Origin of the sequence: uncultured Campylobacter sp. (genome assembly GCF_937959485.1) — a bacterium.
GTDB lineage: Bacteria > Campylobacterota > Campylobacteria > Campylobacterales > Campylobacteraceae > Campylobacter_B.
Genome location: NZ_CALGPY010000014.1, coordinates 318,964 through 337,735 on the forward strand (window position 1 = coordinate 318,964; position 18,772 = coordinate 337,735).

General features: G+C 48.6%; 14 protein-coding genes. 11 read left to right on the forward strand and 3 right to left on the reverse strand.

Annotated elements, in window-relative coordinates:
* Positions 1–60: 60 nt before the first annotated feature.
* The 5 genes from Q0380_RS10290 to Q0380_RS10310 all read left to right on the forward strand — a co-directional run bounded on the left by Q0380_RS10290 (position 61) and on the right by Q0380_RS10310 (position 5,257).
* A complete protein-coding gene (locus Q0380_RS10290; RefSeq protein ID WP_298963428.1) occupies positions 61–711 on the forward strand; it encodes a hypothetical protein in 651 nt (216 codons plus the stop codon).
* A gap of 144 nt (positions 712–855) precedes the next feature.
* A complete protein-coding gene (locus tag Q0380_RS10295) occupies positions 856–3,093 on the forward strand; it encodes a nitric-oxide reductase large subunit (RefSeq protein ID WP_298963430.1) in 2,238 nt (745 codons plus the stop codon).
* Positions 3,094–3,366: 273 nt separating this feature from the next.
* A complete protein-coding gene (locus Q0380_RS10300; protein ID WP_298963432.1) occupies positions 3,367–3,810 on the forward strand; it encodes a GatB/YqeY domain-containing protein in 444 nt (147 codons plus the stop codon).
* 129 nt (positions 3,811–3,939) lie between these two features.
* Complete coding sequence (locus Q0380_RS10305) at positions 3,940–4,572, forward strand: hypothetical protein (RefSeq protein ID WP_298963435.1); 633 nt, start codon at positions 3,940–3,942, stop codon at positions 4,570–4,572.
* A gap of 49 nt (positions 4,573–4,621) precedes the next feature.
* Positions 4,622–5,257, forward strand: coding sequence for a hypothetical protein (locus Q0380_RS10310; protein ID WP_298963437.1), 636 nt, complete (start codon positions 4,622–4,624; stop codon positions 5,255–5,257).
* A 328-nt stretch (positions 5,258–5,585) separates the two neighbouring features.
* Here the strand turns inward: Q0380_RS10310 and Q0380_RS10315 are convergent, their stop codons facing one another.
* Positions 5,586–7,832: a hypothetical protein gene (locus Q0380_RS10315; RefSeq protein WP_298963440.1), complete on the reverse strand. Its 2,247-nt coding sequence runs from the start codon at positions 7,830–7,832 to the stop codon at positions 5,586–5,588.
* A gap of 205 nt (positions 7,833–8,037) precedes the next feature.
* On the opposite strand from Q0380_RS10315, the gene groES reads away from it, so the two are divergent.
* From groES to Q0380_RS10330, 3 genes are all read left to right on the forward strand, one after another.
* Entirely contained in the window at positions 8,038–8,301 is a 264-nt protein-coding gene (gene groES, locus Q0380_RS10320) for a co-chaperone GroES (protein ID WP_295151472.1), read from the forward strand.
* Between the two features lie 12 nt (positions 8,302–8,313).
* Positions 8,314–9,951, forward strand: a complete 1,638-nt coding sequence (groL, locus tag Q0380_RS10325) for a chaperonin GroEL (RefSeq protein WP_298963442.1) — start codon at positions 8,314–8,316, stop codon at positions 9,949–9,951.
* A gap of 596 nt (positions 9,952–10,547) precedes the next feature.
* On the forward strand, positions 10,548–11,612 hold the full coding sequence (locus Q0380_RS10330; protein WP_298963444.1) for a hypothetical protein: 1,065 nt from the start codon (positions 10,548–10,550) through the stop codon (positions 11,610–11,612).
* Between the two features lies 1 nt (position 11,613).
* Here the strand turns inward: Q0380_RS10330 and Q0380_RS10335 are convergent, their stop codons facing one another.
* Both Q0380_RS10335 and Q0380_RS10340 read right to left on the reverse strand, forming a co-directional pair.
* Positions 11,614–11,784 (reverse strand): hypothetical protein, encoded by a 171-nt coding sequence (locus Q0380_RS10335; RefSeq protein ID WP_298963446.1) that lies wholly within the window; start codon positions 11,782–11,784, stop codon positions 11,614–11,616.
* A gap of 210 nt (positions 11,785–11,994) precedes the next feature.
* Positions 11,995–12,144: a hypothetical protein gene (locus tag Q0380_RS10340; RefSeq protein ID WP_298963449.1), complete on the reverse strand. Its 150-nt coding sequence runs from the start codon at positions 12,142–12,144 to the stop codon at positions 11,995–11,997.
* A 159-nt stretch (positions 12,145–12,303) separates the two neighbouring features.
* Between Q0380_RS10340 and ispG the strand changes: the two genes are divergently transcribed.
* The 3 genes from ispG (at position 12,304) to Q0380_RS10355 (ending at position 18,744) form a co-directional block, all read left to right on the forward strand.
* Positions 12,304–13,371 carry a flavodoxin-dependent (E)-4-hydroxy-3-methylbut-2-enyl-diphosphate synthase gene (ispG, locus tag Q0380_RS10345; RefSeq protein WP_298963452.1) on the forward strand — a complete coding sequence of 356 codons (1,068 nt, stop codon included), beginning with the start codon at positions 12,304–12,306 and terminating at the stop codon, positions 13,369–13,371.
* 1,127 nt (positions 13,372–14,498) lie between these two features.
* Positions 14,499–16,607, forward strand: a complete 2,109-nt coding sequence (locus Q0380_RS10350) for a replicative DNA helicase (protein WP_298963455.1) — start codon at positions 14,499–14,501, stop codon at positions 16,605–16,607.
* Entirely contained in the window at positions 16,561–18,744 is a 2,184-nt protein-coding gene (locus Q0380_RS10355; RefSeq protein ID WP_298963458.1) for a hypothetical protein, read from the forward strand. Before Q0380_RS10350 ends, Q0380_RS10355 begins: the two co-directional genes overlap by 47 nt.
* The last annotated feature ends 28 nt before the right edge of the window (positions 18,745–18,772 follow it).

Genomic DNA, 18,772 nt, shown 5'->3' on the forward strand with positions numbered 1-18,772 from the left:
ATTTAAGTTGAGCAATAGTAAAATGATGACTAAATTTTTAAAAGATTCAGGTATTATTTCATGGAGTTTTCAAATCATAAATCTGAAATGCCTCTTTTTATGATCAAAGATTATTGGACTAAAATCAGCACAGAATGTTATTTAACATTAGCTGTATTTTTAGTTATATTTCTATTTTTCTGCAGAGGAAGTGCTCGGGCATATCAATTTTTAGGAGCTGTTACTTTTTTAGTGGGAATTTTATTTATTAATAAACATAAATTTTTAAATTTCTATTCCGATAGAATAGAATATAATTCTTTATGCAAAAATTATAACGATGTATATTCGGTACATAAAAGTGTAAAGGCTTCTAATTTCGATAAAATCGCTATTTATAAATTTTCTGGACTCGTGATTGAAGACGCTTGCAAATACAATGCCAATATAACTAGGTTTAAAAAATTTCTTTTGCTAATTTTATTGTACGCTTTGCATCCGATAAATCTTCTTTGCTTCGGTGTACTTAAAATTTTAAGAAGAATAGATAGCATAAATTTAAATGTTCTAATTTTATTAGATAGTACTCATAGTAATTATTTTGCCATTCCGCTAACTATGTTAAGTGAGTATGAACGAGTAAATTTGAAAAAGTATTTAAAAGACAAACTAAATCTAAATCTTGATAATATTGAGATCAGGAATAGATTTATAGATATAAATTTTATATAAAATTTTTTAAAACCCTTTATTTCAGTATATTTTAATAAATTCCAGCTTAAGCAGATAAATTTTATCTTTTTATTGACGGACCTCAATGCTTATAGAAATTTAAATGGGTAGAATTCTCTCCTAATTTCAGTTAAAGGAGTGAAAATGGCAGAATTTAAGAAGCTCTGGATGGCGCTTGTAGCGGTGCTCATCGTGGGCTTTAGTTTCTTGGGTTTTTACGGCGGCGAGGTGTATAGGCAGTCTCCGCCGGTGGTAAAATTTACCGATGCTAGCGGCAACGAGCTAATCAGCACCGAGCGTATTTACCGCGGGCAGGAGGCCTGGCAGAGCATCGGCGGTATGCAGGTAGGCTCTATCTGGGGTCACGGCGCGTATCAGGCGCCCGATTGGAGTGCAGATTGGCTGCATAAGGAGCTAGTCGCGTTTATGGATATCAAGGCGCAGGAGCGCTTCGGAGCTAAATTTGACGCTTTAAATGATGAACAAAAGGCTCAGATCAAGGCTCTTACCAAGGCCGAGTACCGCACTAATACCGTAAAAGACGGCGCCGTTAAGCTAAGCGATGATCGCTTAAAGGCTATGGCGGTCGTAAAAGACGAGTACATGGGCGTTTTCGGAAACGATCCGCGCTTTAAAAAGCTTCGCGAGGATTACGCGATGAAGGAAAACACGCTCGCAAATGAGCAGCATCGCGCCGAGCTTATGGATTTCATATTTTGGACTGCTTGGGCCGTTTCTACGGATCGTCCGAGCGGAGAGGCGACCTATACCAATAACTGGCCGCACGAGCCGCTGATAGACAATGTCCCTACCACGGAAAACGTCGTTTGGACGATCGCAAGCCTCGTTATTTTGCTTACCGGCATCGGTCTTTTAGTATGGTTTGGAAATTTCTACGGCAAAAAGGACGAGGATTTCGAGGCTCCTGCAAAGCTAAACGCCGATCCGATCGCCGCTTTAGCGCTTACGCCGTCGCAAAAGGCGCTCGGCAAGTACCTTTTCGTAGCGATTGCATTGTTTGCATTTCAAGCCTTCATCGGCGGCTTTGTTGCGCACTATACGATCGAGGGTCAGTCCTTTTTCGGGCTTGATATTTCGCAGTATATCCCTTACTCGCTAGCGCGCACCTGGCACGTGCAGGCATCCATTTTCTGGATCGCTACGGGCTTTTTAGCGGCAGGATTGTTTTTGGCTCCGATCATCAACGGCGGCAAGGATCCGAAATTTCAAAAGCTCGGCGTGGACGTGCTTTTCTACGCGCTTCTTTTCTTGGTCGTCGGCAGCTTCGCGGGCGAATACATGGCGATTGCGGGCAAGATGGATCCAAGCAGTAGCTTCTGGATCGGACATCAAGGATACGAGTATTTAGACCTCGGTAGAATTTGGCAGCTGATACTATTCGTGGGCCTTGTAATCTGGATGGTGCTCGTGCTTCGCGGCTTTATCGCGGGCTTTAGAGCCGAGGGTGATAAGAATTTATTAGCGATCTTTACCGCTTCGGTTATCGCCGTGGGGCTTTTTTACGGCGCAGGACTATTCTACGGACAGCGCTCGCCGATCCCTGTAATGGAGTACTGGCGCTGGTGGGTCGTGCACCTTTGGGTCGAGGGATTTTTCGAGGTTTTCGCAACGGCGTCTTTGGCGTTCGTGTTCGCGTCCTTGGGCTTAGTAAGCAAGAAATTTGCCACCTACACCTCGATTGCTAGCGCGTCGATTTTCCTAATCGGCGGAATTCCTGGTACCTTCCACCACCTCTATTTTGCGGGCACCACTACGCCGATAATGGCTGTGGGTGCGAGCTTCTCGGCGCTTGAGGTCGTGCCTTTGGTGCTTTTGGGCTCAGAGGCGTTTCATTACTACAAGCTTCAATTCGCGCAGGATTGGGCTAAGCGTTTAAAATGGCCGCTTTACTGCTTCATCGCCGTGGCGTTTTGGAATATGCTGGGCGCGGGCGTTTTCGGCTTTTTAATCAACCCGCCGCTTGCGCTGTTTTACATTCAGGGCTTAAATACCACCGCAGTGCACGCTCATACGGCGCTATTTGGCGTATACGGCTTTTTAGCGCTCGGCTTCGTGTGGCTCGTGGCGCTGTATATCTACAGGCAAAAAAGCTTTGACGATACGCTGATGAAGATCGGCTTTTGGGCGCTAAATGCAGGTCTGCTTCTGATGGTGCTAATCTCGCTTCTACCGGTTGGAATTTTGCAGGCGTTCGCGGCGATCGATGTGGGTATGTGGTACGCAAGAAGTGCGGAATTCTTGCAAAAAGATAGCCTCTATGGGCTCCGCTGGGCGCGAATCATCGGTGATACGATCTTTTTGGTAGGAAGCGTGTGCTTCTTGCTTCAAATCGTGCGAATGATATTCTCACGCGCTAAATAGAGCTTTCGCGAGCTTCTATTACTCGCTTTGCCTCGTAGGAATTTTATATTCTTACGAGGCTTTTTAAATTTAGCGCGCTTCGCGCGAGCTTTTTTCCGCAAAGGGGAGCTGCGCGCGAGTCTTTGCCGCGGACTATATCAGCGCGAGCTTTAAGCTTAGCCGCAAATCGCGCTAAATCTTTAAAATTTTAAAATTCATCCTCTTGAATTTACCCGAGCCAAATTTTAAATTTGCTACAATTACCACCGAAATTTCAATCTCAAGGAGTAGAAAATGGGTGTGCGAGAGCAAATTTTAGAAGACATTAAAACGGCGATGAAGAGCGGCGATCACTTCCGCAGAGACAGCTTGCGGATGCTTAACGCCGCGCTTAAGCAGGTTGAGGTGGACGAGCGCATCAGCCTTAGCGACGAGCGCGTCTTTAGCATACTTCAAAGCGAGATCAAGCGCCGAAACGACTCTGTGGAGCAGTATCGCGCGGGCGGTCGCGAAGATCTGGTGCAAAAAGAGCAGGGTGAGATCGAGATCATCGCGTCCTATCTGCCAGCGCAGCTAAGCGATGCCGAGCTTGCAGCCGAGGTTAGCTCGCTAATCGCCGAGCTCGGTGCGAGCGGCGCAAAGGATATGGGGCGCGTGATGAAAGCCGCCAAAGAAGCGCTTGGCTCAAGCGTGGACGGCAAGCGCCTAAGCGAGGCGGTCAAGGCGGCACTGAAGTAGCCTGCATTTGAGGCTAAATTTCGGCTACGGCTAAATTGTATCGACGTAAAATTTCACCGCTGAAATTTTTTGAGATAGAGCTTTGGTTGCGGAATTTATACGCTAATTTAAAATTTTTAAAGGATCATCATGAAAAAATTTATCGCGGTTTTACTAGCTGTCCTGCTTGTGGGATGCCAGTGCAAACAAAACGTAGTGCCTGGGGCAAATGAAACGCCCGAAAAGATTACGGCATTTTTCATAAACGATGGCAAGGAATACATCGTAGGCGAGAAACTCAGCTATGTGCTAACGAACGGTTCGTCGCTTAAGAATATCTCGGAATTTTACGATGGCGGATACGCCAAGGGGCTTAAGCGCGAGTTTGTGCAGATCGAAGTAACCGATGCTAAAAACGGCGAGGTGCGCGGTAGCTTCAGCGCATTTTTGAATTCCGCAGCCGGTGCAGACGTCGCCAAAATCAAAGCTCTAGCGAACCGCATCGAAATCGATGAGAAAAAAGGCGAGATCGAAGCTGTTTTCTACTTCCGCGCGCGCGTCGTGCAGATCAAAAATCTGAGCGAAATAATGAAGCCAAGCGATAGGCTGCGCTCCCCGATAGCCGCAAACATCGAGGTTTTGCCGGAGGGCTGCGAGGGCAACGCCCTGTTGGATACGCTAGGCATCATCGTGGCTATACCAGTGGTAATCGTGGGCGTAGTGCTATTTCTGCCCGTCGGGGCGATGGAGGCGCTTGCGATGCAGCATAGCTCGCGATCATAAAAGCCGTAAAATTCCGTATCTTGCAGCGAAACTTACAATGTAATGATCGATGAAGCTCGGCGAAATTTGGTATAACTTAGATCGTAAGTTTGATCTATTTATGATCGCATTTTATTTGGCGGCGATGTGGTACGGATTTCTTTTTAGCTTGAATCCTAAAAGCTTAGATGATCTGAAAATCGCAAATGGAATAATCATAGATGTCGGAAGCGATGATGGGCGCGAATATATGCAGATTTTTACGGACGAGCGCAAATTTATCAAAGTCTTTTTAAATGGCGATACGGATAACTTAACCTCTTTTTATAAAAATAAAATTTTGCTCAATGCAGCAATTGCTGAAGCTAATTTTAAGCGCTCAGGAGCGGACGAGTGGCAAGGCGTGAATATCAAGCCTTCTATCTCGCTAATCGCATACGAATGGCTGGAAGGCAAGCGAGTTAAAGCTTGGTATCAAAGCCGTCCGTTTCCGTTTCAGGGTCGCGGCACGGCGTATCAGGTTTTATTTTTGGATTATAATGCGAGCGTCGATCTTCCGCAGCGCGAGTATCTGATGAAATTCAGATATGACAAATACGCTACGACGGATGATAAATTTACGGCTATGGTATTTGGAGCTTTGACACTCATTTTTCTTGCGATTATGGCGGGTAAATTTTATCAAGCATGGCGCCAACTGCAATAAACGTTGCGCCGCGAAATTTTAGCGGCAGCAAGAAAACACGGCGCGCAATATCGATACGAAACACTTTAAAAGACGCTAGGCTTGCGGCGTGCATTTCATTGCGGATAGCGGCGCAAGCAGGCTAAGTTTACGGCGATAAATTCAGAGCGTCATTAAAATACAGACCGAAACGAGATTTAAAATTTCGATAAATAGCGTCCGCCGAGTTTTGAAATTTTGCGACCCTAGCTACGCCGGCTAGCGCGAAATTTCAAAATTTCAAAATTTCAATTTTCGCACTCGTTTAGCAGTATCCATAAATTTTAAGCGCCAAATGGGAGCAAATGGGCTAAAATAGCCCATTTATCAGCCCCTTAATCGCGTCAGATTTTTCCTTTTTTGCGTCGTTTTTGCTGCTGTTATCGTCCTTTTTCACACCAAAAAGCTTGTCGATGCCCTTGCCGATCTGCTTGTCGAGCTTGCCCTTTAGATAATCCGATTGGATATTGTATTTCGGCTCCTTGATCGTGCCGGTGATGTTTATTTCAAGATCGGTCTTTTCGATATTTGCTTTAACCGGCACCGAAATCGCGCCCGTTTTGCTATCCAGCGTGCCGCCGGTGACGTTTAGCTTGCTTTTTTGCGCGCTCATATCGGCGTTGAAATTGATTAAATTTTGCTTGATCGTGCCGTTTACTTTGGCGTCGTTATAGACCTCGCCGCCTAGATCGCGGCCTAAAATTTTGCCGATTTTATCGATCAATCCGCCGCTAGGAAGGCGGCCGTTGTTGATGATCGCGTCGAATTTGCCGCTGTGCGAGTTTGTATTATACGTAAGATTTGCGTTACCAGTGCCGTCGTAAACGTGGTCGATATTTAGAAGTGTCGTAAGCTCTTTGACGATAAAATTTTGGATTTTAAAGTTCACTTCATCGCCCGCGATCTGTCCGTTCAGCTCACCGCCCGCGACCTTGGAATTTACGGTCGCAAACAGGCTCTTGCCGTCGTGCGAAAGCTCACCGGTAGCGGCAATTTTGCCGTTTAGTCTGCGATTTAGAAAAAACTCCAGTCGCTGCAGGCTCGGGATCAGCAGCGCGTAGTTTGCCTTAAGCGCTTTGTTTTTAAGTTCGTAAGTGCCGTTTAAGCTCTGAAGCTGCGCCAGATCGGAGTTCGCGCTTGCGCTAAAGGTCGCGACGGAGTTTTTGATATTTGTCTGCGCCTGCGCGTCCGCTTTTAGATCATTCGGGAAGTTCTTGCCCGTCGCGCCGTCTAAAAATTTCTTAAAAATCACGCCGTTAGCGAGCGAAATTTGCGCCGTACCGTTGATACCGTCCTTTAAGCTTAACTTCGCATCGCCGTTTATCGCGCCGTTTCCGATCGCATTGCCATAAAACAGAGCCGAAAGCACAGCCAGATTTAGATTGCTCGCCTTAAGCTTCAGATCGCTTAAATTTCCGCTCGCATTCAGGTTGCCGCCCATCGCGTTTAGATTTAAGCTTAGATTTTTAAGCTCATTTTGCGCTAGAGCTGCGCTAAGCTCGCCGTTTGCTTTGCCTTGCAGCTTCACTCCCAGGACGTTTTGCAGCGCGGCTAGATCGTTTGCGTTTAGCTTTGCGGACAGCTCGCCGTTTTTGTTTTTAAGATCGTATTTAGCCTCCGCATCCGCTTTAAGCGCGTCTTTAAACGCTGAAATTTGCGAGTTTGAAAGCTCAAGCGTAGAAAAATCGGTCTTTAAATTTCCGTTTGCTTTAACGTCGCCAGAAATTTTGCGCCCGATAAGGCTTTCGAGCTTCGCTAGATCCGGTAAATTTAGATTAAAATCGGAATTTAAAGTTTTGCTTTTCAGATCAAATTCCGACTTTTCGGCGCTGATCTTGCCTAGCGTCGAATCGATCTTACTTGCTGCTCGCAGGACGTCATTTTGCGCCGTAATGTCCGAGTTTAGCGTGATCTGCACGCCCTTTGGGATGGAGATATTCATATCTTTAAACGCAGATTCGTTTAGGATCAAATTTGAACTCTTGACGCTCGCGTTGCCCTCTGCGCCGCCGCTGCTAGCCTTGATGTCTGAGAGAATGTCGATATTTCCTTTGGCGTAGATCGGCAGAGAGGCCACGGCAAGGGCTTTTTCGACGTTTAAGCCCTTAGCGTCGATTTGCAGATCAAGCGGACTAAGGTCTTTTAAATTTGCTAAAAATTTTACGTTGCTATCAAAAATCCGCCCGCTGCCGTTGACGCCGAATTTGCCAAGATCGCCTAAAATTTGCCCTTTGAGGCTTAGCCCTTCACTCGTTTTGATGCCGAGCTTGGCTAGATCGTGCGCGTTTGCGTCGTAGTTAAGATCGAAAGAGCGCGCAAAAAGCGAGTATTTGCCCTTTACGTTTACATTTGCAGCGTCATTTACGTTAGCGCTGATGTCCAGATCGCCGAAATTTAGATCGAATTTCTCAAGTTTCACGTCAAGGCCGCTTTTTTCTTTGATCAAATTTTCTATATAAGGCTTAGCAAGATTGTTGCCAAAATCGCTGAAAAATATGCAGCCCGCGCCTACGATAAGCAGGATTAAAATTCCTGCGATTATGCCGAAAATTTTCATTTCGTCCCCTTAAAATTTAAAATTTGAGGGTATTATAGCCCTTAAAATTTAACGTTTGAAATCTCAATACTTGAGTTTAAATCACTAAAGTTTTATAAAAATTTTTCATAAACTATTGACAAGATTTTAAATTTTGCATATAATCTTAGCACTCAAACACATTGAGTGCTAATTTTAGAAATCACAAATCAAAGAAAGGACTGAAATGAAATTTCAACCACTTGGCAAGCGCGTTCTAATAGAGCGCGAGGAGGAAACAAAAAAGACCGCTTCGGGCATCATCATCCCCGACAATGCTTCAAAAGAGAAGCCTTCGACCGGCAAAATCGTAGCCGTCGGCAGCGAATGTGAAGGCGTCAAAAATGGCGATACCGTAGCGTTTGCAAAATACGCAGGTAGCGAGATCAGCTTAGACGATAAGAAATTTCTTATCTTAAATTTAGAAGATGTTTTAGGCATAATTAAATAAAAAGGATTGAAAATGGCAAAAGAGATTATTTTTTCAGACGACGCAAGAAACAAGCTTTACGCGGGCGTTAGAAAGCTAAACGACGCGGTAAAAGTTACGATGGGACCTCGCGGTCGCAATGTCTTAATCCAAAAAAGCTTCGGCGCTCCGGCGATCACAAAAGACGGCGTAACCGTCGCTAAAGAGATTGAGCTAAAAGATACGCTAGAGAATATGGGCGCTTCCTTGGTGCGCGAAGTAGCGAGCAAAACTAACGATCAAGCAGGCGACGGCACTACGACTGCGACCGTACTAGCTCACGCGATCTTTAAAGAGGGTCTACGCAACGTAACTGCGGGCGCAAATCCGATCGAAGTTAAGCGCGGTATGGATAAATTTAGCGCTGCGGTTATTGAGGAGCTAAAAAAATCATCCAAAAAAGTAAGTGTCAAAAAAGAGATCGCTCAGGTCGCTACGATCTCTGCCAATAACGACAGCGCGGTGGGCGATCTGATCGCAGACGCTATGGAAAGAGTCGGCAAGGACGGCGTCATAACCGTTGAAGAGGCGAAATCTATCAACGATGAGTTAAACGTAGTCGAGGGAATGCAGTTTGACCGCGGCTATCTAAGCCCATATTTCATTACAAATGCCGAGAAAATGCTAGTTGAGCTAAGCTCGCCGCTAGTGCTTCTATTTGACAAAAAAATTACAAATTTAAAAGACCTATTACCGGTTTTGGAGCAGGTTCAAAAAAGCGGCAAACCGCTTCTAATCATCGCCGAGGATATCGAGGGCGAGGCACTTGCGACCTTGGTCGTAAATAAACTTCGCGGCGTGCTAAATATCTCCGCGGTCAAGGCTCCGGGATTTGGCGATCGCAGAAAGGCGATGCTTGAAGATATCGCGATTTTAACGGGCGGCACCGTCATCAGCGAGGAGCTTGGCAGAACGCTAGAAAGTGCTTCTATGGCCGATCTTGGACAAGCTGAGCGCATCGTGATCGACAAAGATAACACCACTATCGTAGGCGGCGCGGGCAAGAAAAAAGATATCGACGCGCGCGTTTTGCAGATCAAAGCTCAAATCGCCGAGACTACGAGTGATTACGACAAAGAGAAGCTTCAAGAGCGCATGGCTAAGCTTAGCGGCGGCGTTGCGGTTATCAAGGTGGGCGCTGCGACCGAAACCGAGATGAAAGAGAAAAAAGACCGCGTGGACGATGCTCTAAACGCAACCAAAGCAGCCGTAGACGAGGGTATCGTAATCGGCGGCGGCGCTGCGCTAATCAGAGCTGGACTTAGCGTAAAGCTAGCTCTAAGCGGCGACGAGCTTATCGGCGCAGATATCGTTAAGCGCGCGCTTTTCGCTCCGCTTCGCCAGATCGCCGAGAATGCGGGATTTGACGCGGGTGTCGTAGCTAATAAGGTCGAGCAAGGCTCAGATAAAAAATTTGGCTTCAACGCCGCAAATGGCGAGTACGTCAATATGTTTGACGCAGGTATCATCGATCCGGTCAAAGTCGAGCGCATTGCGCTTCAAAATGCGGTCTCCGTAGCAAGCCTGCTTCTAACGACCGAAGCGACCGTCAGCGAGATCAAAGAGGAGAAACCTGCAATGCCTCCAATGCCTGATATGGGCGGAATGGGCGGCATGGGCGGAATGATGTAGTCCCATAGGAGCGTCATTCGGCGCTCCTATACGCCTTGCTGTGGCGCTGTGAGATTTTGCAGCGTTCCGCAATGCCTTATGTGCGGCGATATTGTAGCTACACGCCGCTAAAATGATATGTGCCGCGTTTTAGATACGTCTGAAGCGCGGCGATTTATTATGAATTAACGATTAAGTGGTGTGATTTTTAGTCACTGCATGATCTTATAAATTTCGTATCTCACCGCAAATTTACGGTTTTGCCGCATTATCCTTTAAATTTAAAAACTTTATTTGAGCTTGCTTTTTTCCTTAAATTCTGACTTGCCACTCAAAATTTAAGCGCAGAATTCTAAAACTTTAAAATTTTCAGCTATCCCACCTAAACGCTTACAAGATAAAATTTTTTCGTGGCGTCATATTTTTAGTGTGATAAAATTCTATTGCCAAACAGAATCCTAGCTGCGGAATTTTTAAAGCTTAGCCTTTATTCGGGCTTTTGTTTGGCGATACGGCTTTGAATTAGAGCTGAAATTTTATAGCCTCACTCATTAAATTTAACGCGGCTTAATCTAAGCTTTGCTAAATTTCGCCTAAAATCCATTGAAAGGAAAACGATGAAAAATTTAGCTCGTATCTTTTTAATCGCGTTCATTTTGGCGAGCTTCTCTAGCGTTTTTGCCGCGGAGCAAAGCCACAAATCGCCCGCCGCGTTGCAAAACTATAAATCTAAAATTTCATCTCAAAATCTGCGAGCCAAAGATCATCCGAGTAAAAATACCTCGGTAAAATCCTCTGCCGAGCCGCATGCTAAAAAACCTGCAAATGCTAAAAGCCTTTCAAATCCCAAGTTCATAAAAAATACGCGTGCGTCTAGGAATTTCGCTAAAAATTCCACGCAAAAAAGTGTGAAAAATTTTACTAAAAATTCTGGGCAAAATTTCGCATCGCATTCTGCGAGAAATAAAGCATCTATGAGCCCAGCTAATCAATCAGGCAGTCAGAATGGAGCTAGCAAGAGCCTAGTCGCGACGCTGATGCGTTTGCCAAAGACTCGTATTTATGAGGATGAGGCGTCAAGCGCTCACGATACGGAGCAAACTTACAGAGGCGCAGATATGCGGAGAAGCGTAAGCGCGCAAACTCACGGAGGCGCGGATGATCAGACCGGCAAAACCGTAGACACACAAGCTCGCAAATTAACGACGACTCGAATTGCACAGCCGCAAGCTCTCCGCGTCTATAGTGCAACTCGTTCTAGCGCTATGGGGCATGCAGCTGCATCTCATTCGAGCGCCACGAAATATACGGCTCGTCAAAATGCCCGCGCGCCCTATCTTCCCACATCTGCTCGCTCTAGCCGTGCGATAGGGCGCCCTAGCGGTAGCGCGCTTGGTAAGATGTCGTCGCCAAAGCGGGGTAATGCGCTAGGACAAGGTGCCGCGATGCGTTATGATGAGCGTTGGGCGAAGCCCGCTCCACAGCCTTATGAGCCTGCGCCTGAGACCGAGAAAAAGCGCGGGCTGATATTTTCGTCGCAGTGGGGCCCCGCCGCGCCGAAAAGCAAGTGGCAGCAGCACGAAGCCCCGACGGATGACGCTTCGTCGCGCAATGAGTCGGTGATGGATATGCTGCAGGATAAGATGAGCAGGGTCAAGGTGAATATGGAGCTGGTGCGCTAGCCTAGGCGGCACGCCGACGCAATTTCATATACTTGGGCGGATCAATTTCGCTGCCTATGTAAGATCGCGATACGGGCGCTTGCATTGCAAAAACACGAACGGCTGACGTTTTTTCGGCTTTGCCGCCGTGCGAAAAATGCCCTACTGCTGCAATTAAAGATAAAATTTTCATATTTCATCCATGCGCTTTGAAATTTCACGGCTGCATGCCGCGCTGCTAGGATAAACCAGACTGCACTAGTTTTGCGCGAGCGGGCACTGCGACGATACTGCAAGTAAAATTTCGCCGAAATTTCAAGAGCTTAATTTCGTAATTTTATGTCGAGAACTTCGCTTGCCTAGCCTACTAAATTCGCGGAATTTTGCTTGGCTACGTGGTTTATTAAATTTCGCTTGCCTGCCAAGTTTGCGAAATTTTGCTTGGCTGCGTGGTTTGATAAATTTTACTTGCCATCAAATTTTGTAGAGTTTCGCTTGCTACTGGAATTTTTAGAATTTTATTAGATGGCGGAATTTTATAGACTCTATTCACTCAAATTTCGCGGCGAAATGAAATTTTTTGCAAGCGCGAAAGTAAAATTTAGTGGGTAAAATCCTGCAGGCGAAATTCTACGGCGGCTAGCGAGCGCGAATTATTAAATTTTAACCCCGTTTTGAATAAAATAGCGCAAAAAATTCTAAAGGCTTAAATTTGAAAAATCGCTATCCGACCCGCCAAATCTCCGTCGGCTCCGTCAAAATCGGCGGCGGCGCGCCCATCTCCGTGCAGTCGATGAGCTTTTCTAAGACCAAGGACGTGGAGGGCACGCTAGAGCAAATTAACCGCCTGTATTTTGCTGGCTGCGACATCGTGCGCTGCGCCGTGCTCGATAAAGCGGACGCGGACGCGCTCGCGCGGATCAAAAAAAGCTCGCCGCTTCCCATCGTAGCGGACATCCATTTTAATTTTCGCTTGGCGCTGCAGGTTGCGGAATTCGTCGATGCTATCCGCATAAATCCCGGCAATATCGGTGGCAAGGACCGCATTAAAGAGGTCGTGCGCGCGTGTAAAGCTCGCAGCCTGCCTATCCGTATCGGCGTAAATTTGGGCTCACTCGAGGAGCAGTTTGAGCAAAAATACGGCCGCAACGTGGAGGCAATGGTGCAAAGCGCGCTGTATAACGCCGCGCTGCTGCAGGATGAGGACTTTAGCGACATCGCGATCTCGCTTAAGACCTCCGACGCGCCGAGCACGGTGGCTGCGTATCGCGCGCTGCGCCCGCTATGCGAGTATCCTTTTCATCTGGGCGTGACCGAGGCGGGGACGAAATTTCACGCGAGCATCAAGAGCGCAATCGCGCTGGGCACGCTTTTGATGGAGGGGATCGGCGATACAATGCGCGTGAGTATCACGGGCGAGCTTGAGGAGGAAATCCGCGTCGCGCGCGCGATCCTGCAGGATGCGGGCGTGCAAAAAAGCGGCGTCAATATCATCTCGTGCCCTACCTGCGGGCGTTTGCAAAGCGATCTACTAAGCGCGATCAAAATCGTCGAAGAAAAAACCGCGCATATCAAAATGCCGCTAAATATCAGCGTCATGGGCTGCGTCGTAAATGCGATCGGCGAGGCGAAAGGCGCGGACGTGGCGATCGCGTTCGGCAACGGGCGCGGCATCGTGATGCGCCACGGCGAAGTGGTCGCCAAACTCGATGAGAGCAAGCTCGTGGAGCGGTTTTTGCAAGAGGTCGAGGACGAGGTGCGGGTTCGAGAAGGAGCGTGAGGGCTGCGGCGCCTAGCAGTTTAAATGTCGCTATGATTCGTGGCTCTTGGGCGGCTCGGCTCTGAATTTTGGCGCGCTTGGCTAGTTATAGTTTGCTTGGCGTTTTAAGGCGCGCTTGGGCTCATCGCGGTTCGTTTAGGTTTATAGGTACAGCGCGTCTTGGCGTGAAATTTTAAAATTTCATCCTTAAGGCGGCGCTTTTAAATTTGAGCCTTTGGGGAGTGCGGCTTGGAATTTCGGTTTGGAATTTTAGCGCTGAAATTTCGTGTGAAATTTTTGAGTTTAAAATTGTAGCTTTGGAATTTCGTCTTGAAATTTCATTTTAAAATTTCAACCTCGCGATTTGAAGCGGAATTTTATAGAGCAGAATTTGCAGTGTGAAATTTTAAGGCACAAAATTTTAAACCGTAGGGCTCAGCTGCGTAGAGTTAAAATTTGGCGTTCAAGACCAGTCGCGTTAATTTAATGCGCTCACGCTCACGACAGCCGTGCGGGCCCTGCGCTTAGATGAGCCGCGTAAGCGCCGGACATGCTGTTTTGCGAAACAGCGGGCGAATGTTAAATTTAAATGCCGCGGCTTCGGCCCACTATTTAAGGCGCTTGGGAAATTTCAAGTCGCGACATTCGGTTTAAATTTAGCAACATTCGCTCGCTACGGAGTGAGCATAAAATTTGGCGCACTAACTCGAGGCGCTAAATTTTAATGGGCGGGCTTAAAATTTTAAAAAATTCTAAGCCCTAGCGAAATTTCAAGCTCTATGAAATTTCAAAATTTTAAATCCGCTGCCGTAGCCTTTGGTGTAGCCTTAAAGTCGCCGCGGTATATGCGGCATAAGAGCGTAGCAGCTTAAAATTGCGCGGCTTTTGGTAGCGTTAAGTTTCAAAAGCGTTCGAGCTTTTAAGATCGCAAGCTGTTTGATCTAGCGAGATTTTGAGCCGCAAAGCTTCGAGCTTCGCGGGCTCTCGGAAGCACAAAACTTTCAAAGCCGCGATAGTTCCAAGATCGCGACGAGCGTTCAAAGCCGCATCGCTTTTCAAAAGCGCGTACCGGGGCTGTGGATTAAAATTTACGATTTTATAGAGCTTAAAATTTAGACGCGCAAAAGCGCGCGAAACGAGGGGAAGCGATGGCAACGAAGCAGAATGTGCCTGCAAATTTATACGATCTGGATATGGAGCGCGCGATCTTAAGCTCGCTTTTGCAAAACGAGGACGCATACGGCGAGCTGAGCGAGATAATCTCGGTCGGCGATTTTTTCTACAAGCCGCACGCCGATATCTACGAGGCGATCGTCAAGTGCTCCTCGCACAACGAGCCGATCGCGCCGAGCTTCGTTAAAAAATGGCTAGCCGAGCGCTACGACGATGGCGCATTTACCGAGGTCGTAGCCACTAGCGGCGTGGTCGATGCCCCAAAATACGCGCTCGAGCTGCGTGAAAAATCGATCAAGCGCTCGCTAATCAAGGTCGCGCACGAGATCCCTTCGATGGTAAATGAAGCCGTGCGCAGCAAAGACACCGCCGATAAAATCAGCTCTAAGATTTACGAGCTCATCGACGAGGAGTGCCACGGCGGCATCAAAAAATCGCACGAGATTATCGCCGACGTGGTAGAGGAGCTGAAACGCCAAAAGGCGCTCGCAGGCTCGGAGCTCGTGGGGCTGGATACGGGCTTTCGCTTCCTAAACGACTGCACGAAGGGGCTGAAACCGGGCGAGCTTATCATTATCGCCGCCCGTCCCGGCATGGGAAAGACCGCATTTGCGCTAAATTTGATGATGAAAACGCTGCAAAGCGGCAAAGGCGTCGTATTTTTCTCGCTCGAGATGCCCTCCGTGCAGCTGATGTATCGCATACTAAGCGCGCTTAGCTCGATCCCGCTAAGCGACATAATGAGCGCCAAGCTCAGCGACGACGACTGGACGCGCTTCAACGACGCTTGCGACGCGGTGCTGAATATGCCGCTTTTCGTCTATGATAGCGGCTACGTGAACATCCACCAGGTCCGCACCCAGCTGCGCAAGCTCAAATCCGCGGATGCCAACATCGAGCTTTGCGTGATCGATTACATCGGACTTATGACGAGCACGAGCAACTACTCCGAGCGCCACCTGCAAATCGCCGAAATTTCACGCGGACTCAAGCTCTTGGCGCGCGAGCTAAACATCCCGATCATCGCGCTGTCGCAGCTAAACCGCTCGCTCGAGGCGCGCTCGAACAAACGCCCGATGCTAAGCGATCTGCGCGAAAGCGGCGCGATCGAGCAGGACGCCGACATCATACTTTTCGTCTATCGCGACGAGGTTTATAAAGAGCAGATGGAGCGCGAGCGCATTTCGCGGCTGGAGGCCGAGGGCAAGGACGCGGGCGAGCCCGTATTTAGGCGCAACGACTATCAGGAAAAAGCCGAAATCATCGTCGGCAAAAACCGCTCGGGCGAGGCGGGTAGGACGATCGAGGTGGGCTTTCAGGGCAGATTTACCCGCTTTGTCGATACGAGCTTCGGCGGCGAGCCCAGCGAGAGCGCGATCTTTAACGAAAACGACAATCTCGACTACGTCTCGCAGCTGCAAGATCAGGGCTTTGAGGAGCCTGTTGCGCCGCGTCTTGATACGGCGCAGCAGGGTGCAGCTCAGAATTTGCAGCAAAATTTAACGCAGAATTTTAATGAAGCCCAAAATTTTAACGAAGCGCAAAATAGCGGCGTAAGTTTAAATGAAAGCTCCGCGAGCGCCAGAAATTCCAGTGTAAATATCGACTTTGACGAGATGCCTAGCTTCGGTCAAAGCGATGCGCAGGACGGCGAGGAGATAGACGGCGAGTCTAAATTTAGCGTAGAGCAGGGCTTGGCAGAGGTACAGCGCGCGGCACAGAACGCACCGCAAAAGCAAGAATTTGAGGAGCAAAATTTAGATGATGCGAGAGCGGGCGGCGTCGTACCAGAAATAGACGTGCATAAAAATTTAGCAGGCACTCCGCGAGGCGTAAAAGACACATCGCGGGGCATAAAAGGCGCACAGCAAGGCGTAGAGAGCATATCACAAGGCGTAAAGAACACGCAGCAAGAGGACGCTGTGTATTTTGAAAATGGCGAGCGCGATGAGCCGCCTTTTGAACCGCAAGAGGACGAGGCGAAATTTAAACCCGCACCGCCTCTAAATATCGAAGAAATGGGCATTCCAAAGATCAATGAGGCAAACAGGCTCGATGACGACGACGCGCCGCTGGATCTGTGAAATAGCGCTTAGGCTAGCGCTGATCGTTAGCATTTTTTGTTTCGCACTTTACGCGCAGGATTTCAGTGACGCGGGCTTTTGCGCGCTGGCGGCGTTTTGGGCTTACGCGCAATTTAGGGTGCTATTTAGCTTTTTTTACGAGGCGAAGCAGCGCGCCAATGCGGCGCTATTTCGCAGCGGCGGGACTTTGATTAAAATTTTTAGAGGCAGGCTGATAAGCGGGGTTTTAGCCTTCGCGGGCGCAATCCTCTTAAGCGCCACTTTGGCGCTAGGCCTAGCGGATCTGCGCGGCGCAGAGCTATTCGTGACGCTCGCGGCACTGCCTGCAGCTCTTGCTCTGATGCGTCTGGCGGTGCTTAAGCTCAGCCTAAAAGAGATTAAAAATCCTAGAATTTTATCGCTCAAACTTAGCATTTTGCTGCTCGCCGCGCTTGCCGTAGCGGTAAATTTTGCCATAAATTTAGCCTATTTGCGGCTTGCGGACGGCGCAGATACTATCGCGCACTCTCAAAATTCCGCGATAAATTTTACTCCGCCCGCCCGCACCGCTTCATCCGCCGAAGACTTCGCGACAAACAACGCTTCCGCGCCCGTCGGAAATTTTACAACAGATAATGCCGCTAAAAATTCCGCTGCGAATAACGCCGCCATAGTTATTGGAAATTCCGAGGCGAATAGCATTATCAAGCCCGCAGCGGATGCCGCTAAAAATCTCACCGCTTCGCCCGCAAATTTTAAAGCGGGCTCCGTCACGGTAGCGCAGGTCTCGGCTGAAAATTCTAAGGCAGATCCCGCCGCTGCGCCGCAAACCTTCGCTAAAAATTCTACGGCAAGCTCAGCCGCAGTACAAAATTTAAATTTAGCTCCAACTCCCGCCACGCCGAACGCGTCCGCCGATAATTTGGCTGAAAATTCCGCACCAAGCCCCGCATCGGTAGCTGAAATTTTTGAAATTTTAAAATCTACCGCGCCGCAAGCGCACTTCAAATCCGCTCTGCTAAATGAAATTTACGCTTTGAAATTTTATAAAAACGCGCTGTTCGAGCTGGCGCTGTCGCAGAGCCCTAGCGCGCTAAAAATCGCTCTTTTGTTTCTGATCTGCGCGGGAGATTTCCTCTTTTACTGCGCGATCTTGCATCTTTGCGCCTTCGTGCTTTTTATGCCGCGAGCCGCAGCCGCGCCCAAAATAGGGCGCTTTAGCGGCACGATATTTGCGCTTGCCTACGTCACGCTGTGTTTGATCTGCGCCGCGCAGACGCGCACGGCAGGCAGCGGAGCGGAGAGCACACATCCTAAAAGCGCGGTCGAAACGAGCGTGCAGATCGTGCTGCAAAGCGGCGAGCGGCTGATCTTAAGCGCGCGCGAGGCGGACGTTCTAAGAGGCGAGCTAAACGCTACGCGCTTCGCCGCGGAAGCAAACGCCGCATCCGCGCTGAATAGCTACATCGACGCCGTTTACGACGAGGGCGCGAGGCTTAGCGCACAGAAAATGGCGGATTTCAATTACTCGTTTCTGAGCGATTATCTGGTGCTGTGGCACGGCGTGTGGGACGATGACGCGGGGGCGTATCTGAATGAGAAATTTGCGCTCTTCGTGAGCGAGAGTTTTCCGAAAGATTTTGGCGAAAATATCGCTAAAATCGCTGCGGCGAACGTCAAAAATTATGAGAGCTCGCTAAATTTTACGCTCAAAAAATACGGCGCGAAAGTTGATCTCAACGTCACGCAGAGCTTCAGCCTAAAAAGCAAGGCGTATCGCGCGAGCGGGACGGGGCTAGGGGCGCTGGGCGGCGTGCTGGGCGCAAAGCTGATAAGCAAGAGCCTCGCTAAAACTGCGGCTAAAACGGGCGCGAAGACCATTACCAAGGCGGGCGCCAGCGCGACTAGCGGTAGCGCAGGGCTCGTATGCGGCCCGGGCGCGGTGGTATGCGTGCCTGCGTTTGCCGTGGCTACGTGGTTTGGGCTGGATTTTGCGTTTGCTAAGGGCGACGAGGCGCTTAATCGAGAGGAGTTTGAAGCTGCGATCGTGCGCGATATGATGGCGGCGAAAGAGGAGCTAAAGCGCGCGCTGGCGGAGGATTTCAACGCGACGATAGATGAAATTTCGAGTGAAATTTTAAATTTAGACGGGAGGTAGGCGGCGGATTATGCCCGCGCGATTTAGA

Bases quoted from the DNA above. Each gene is read 5' to 3' on its own strand.
- Q0380_RS10290 (WP_298963428.1), top strand. From the start codon at position 61: ATGGAGTTTTCAAATCATAAATCTGAAATGCCTCTTTTTATGATCAAA.
- Q0380_RS10295 (WP_298963430.1), top strand. From the start codon at position 856: ATGGCAGAATTTAAGAAGCTCTGGATGGCGCTTGTAGCGGTGCTCATC.
- Q0380_RS10300 (WP_298963432.1), top strand. From the start codon at position 3,367: ATGGGTGTGCGAGAGCAAATTTTAGAAGACATTAAAACGGCGATGAAG.
- Q0380_RS10305 (WP_298963435.1), top strand. From the start codon at position 3,940: ATGAAAAAATTTATCGCGGTTTTACTAGCTGTCCTGCTTGTGGGATGC.
- Q0380_RS10310 (WP_298963437.1), top strand. From the start codon at position 4,622: ATGAAGCTCGGCGAAATTTGGTATAACTTAGATCGTAAGTTTGATCTA.
- Q0380_RS10315 (WP_298963440.1), bottom strand. From the start codon at position 7,832: ATGAAAATTTTCGGCATAATCGCAGGAATTTTAATCCTGCTTATCGTA.
- groES (WP_295151472.1), top strand. From the start codon at position 8,038: ATGAAATTTCAACCACTTGGCAAGCGCGTTCTAATAGAGCGCGAGGAG.
- groL (WP_298963442.1), top strand. From the start codon at position 8,314: ATGGCAAAAGAGATTATTTTTTCAGACGACGCAAGAAACAAGCTTTAC.
- Q0380_RS10330 (WP_298963444.1), top strand. From the start codon at position 10,548: ATGAAAAATTTAGCTCGTATCTTTTTAATCGCGTTCATTTTGGCGAGC.
- Q0380_RS10335 (WP_298963446.1), bottom strand. From the start codon at position 11,784: ATGAAAATTTTATCTTTAATTGCAGCAGTAGGGCATTTTTCGCACGGC.
- Q0380_RS10350 (WP_298963455.1), top strand. From the start codon at position 14,499: ATGGCAACGAAGCAGAATGTGCCTGCAAATTTATACGATCTGGATATG.
- Q0380_RS10355 (WP_298963458.1), top strand. From the start codon at position 16,561: ATGAGGCAAACAGGCTCGATGACGACGACGCGCCGCTGGATCTGTGAA.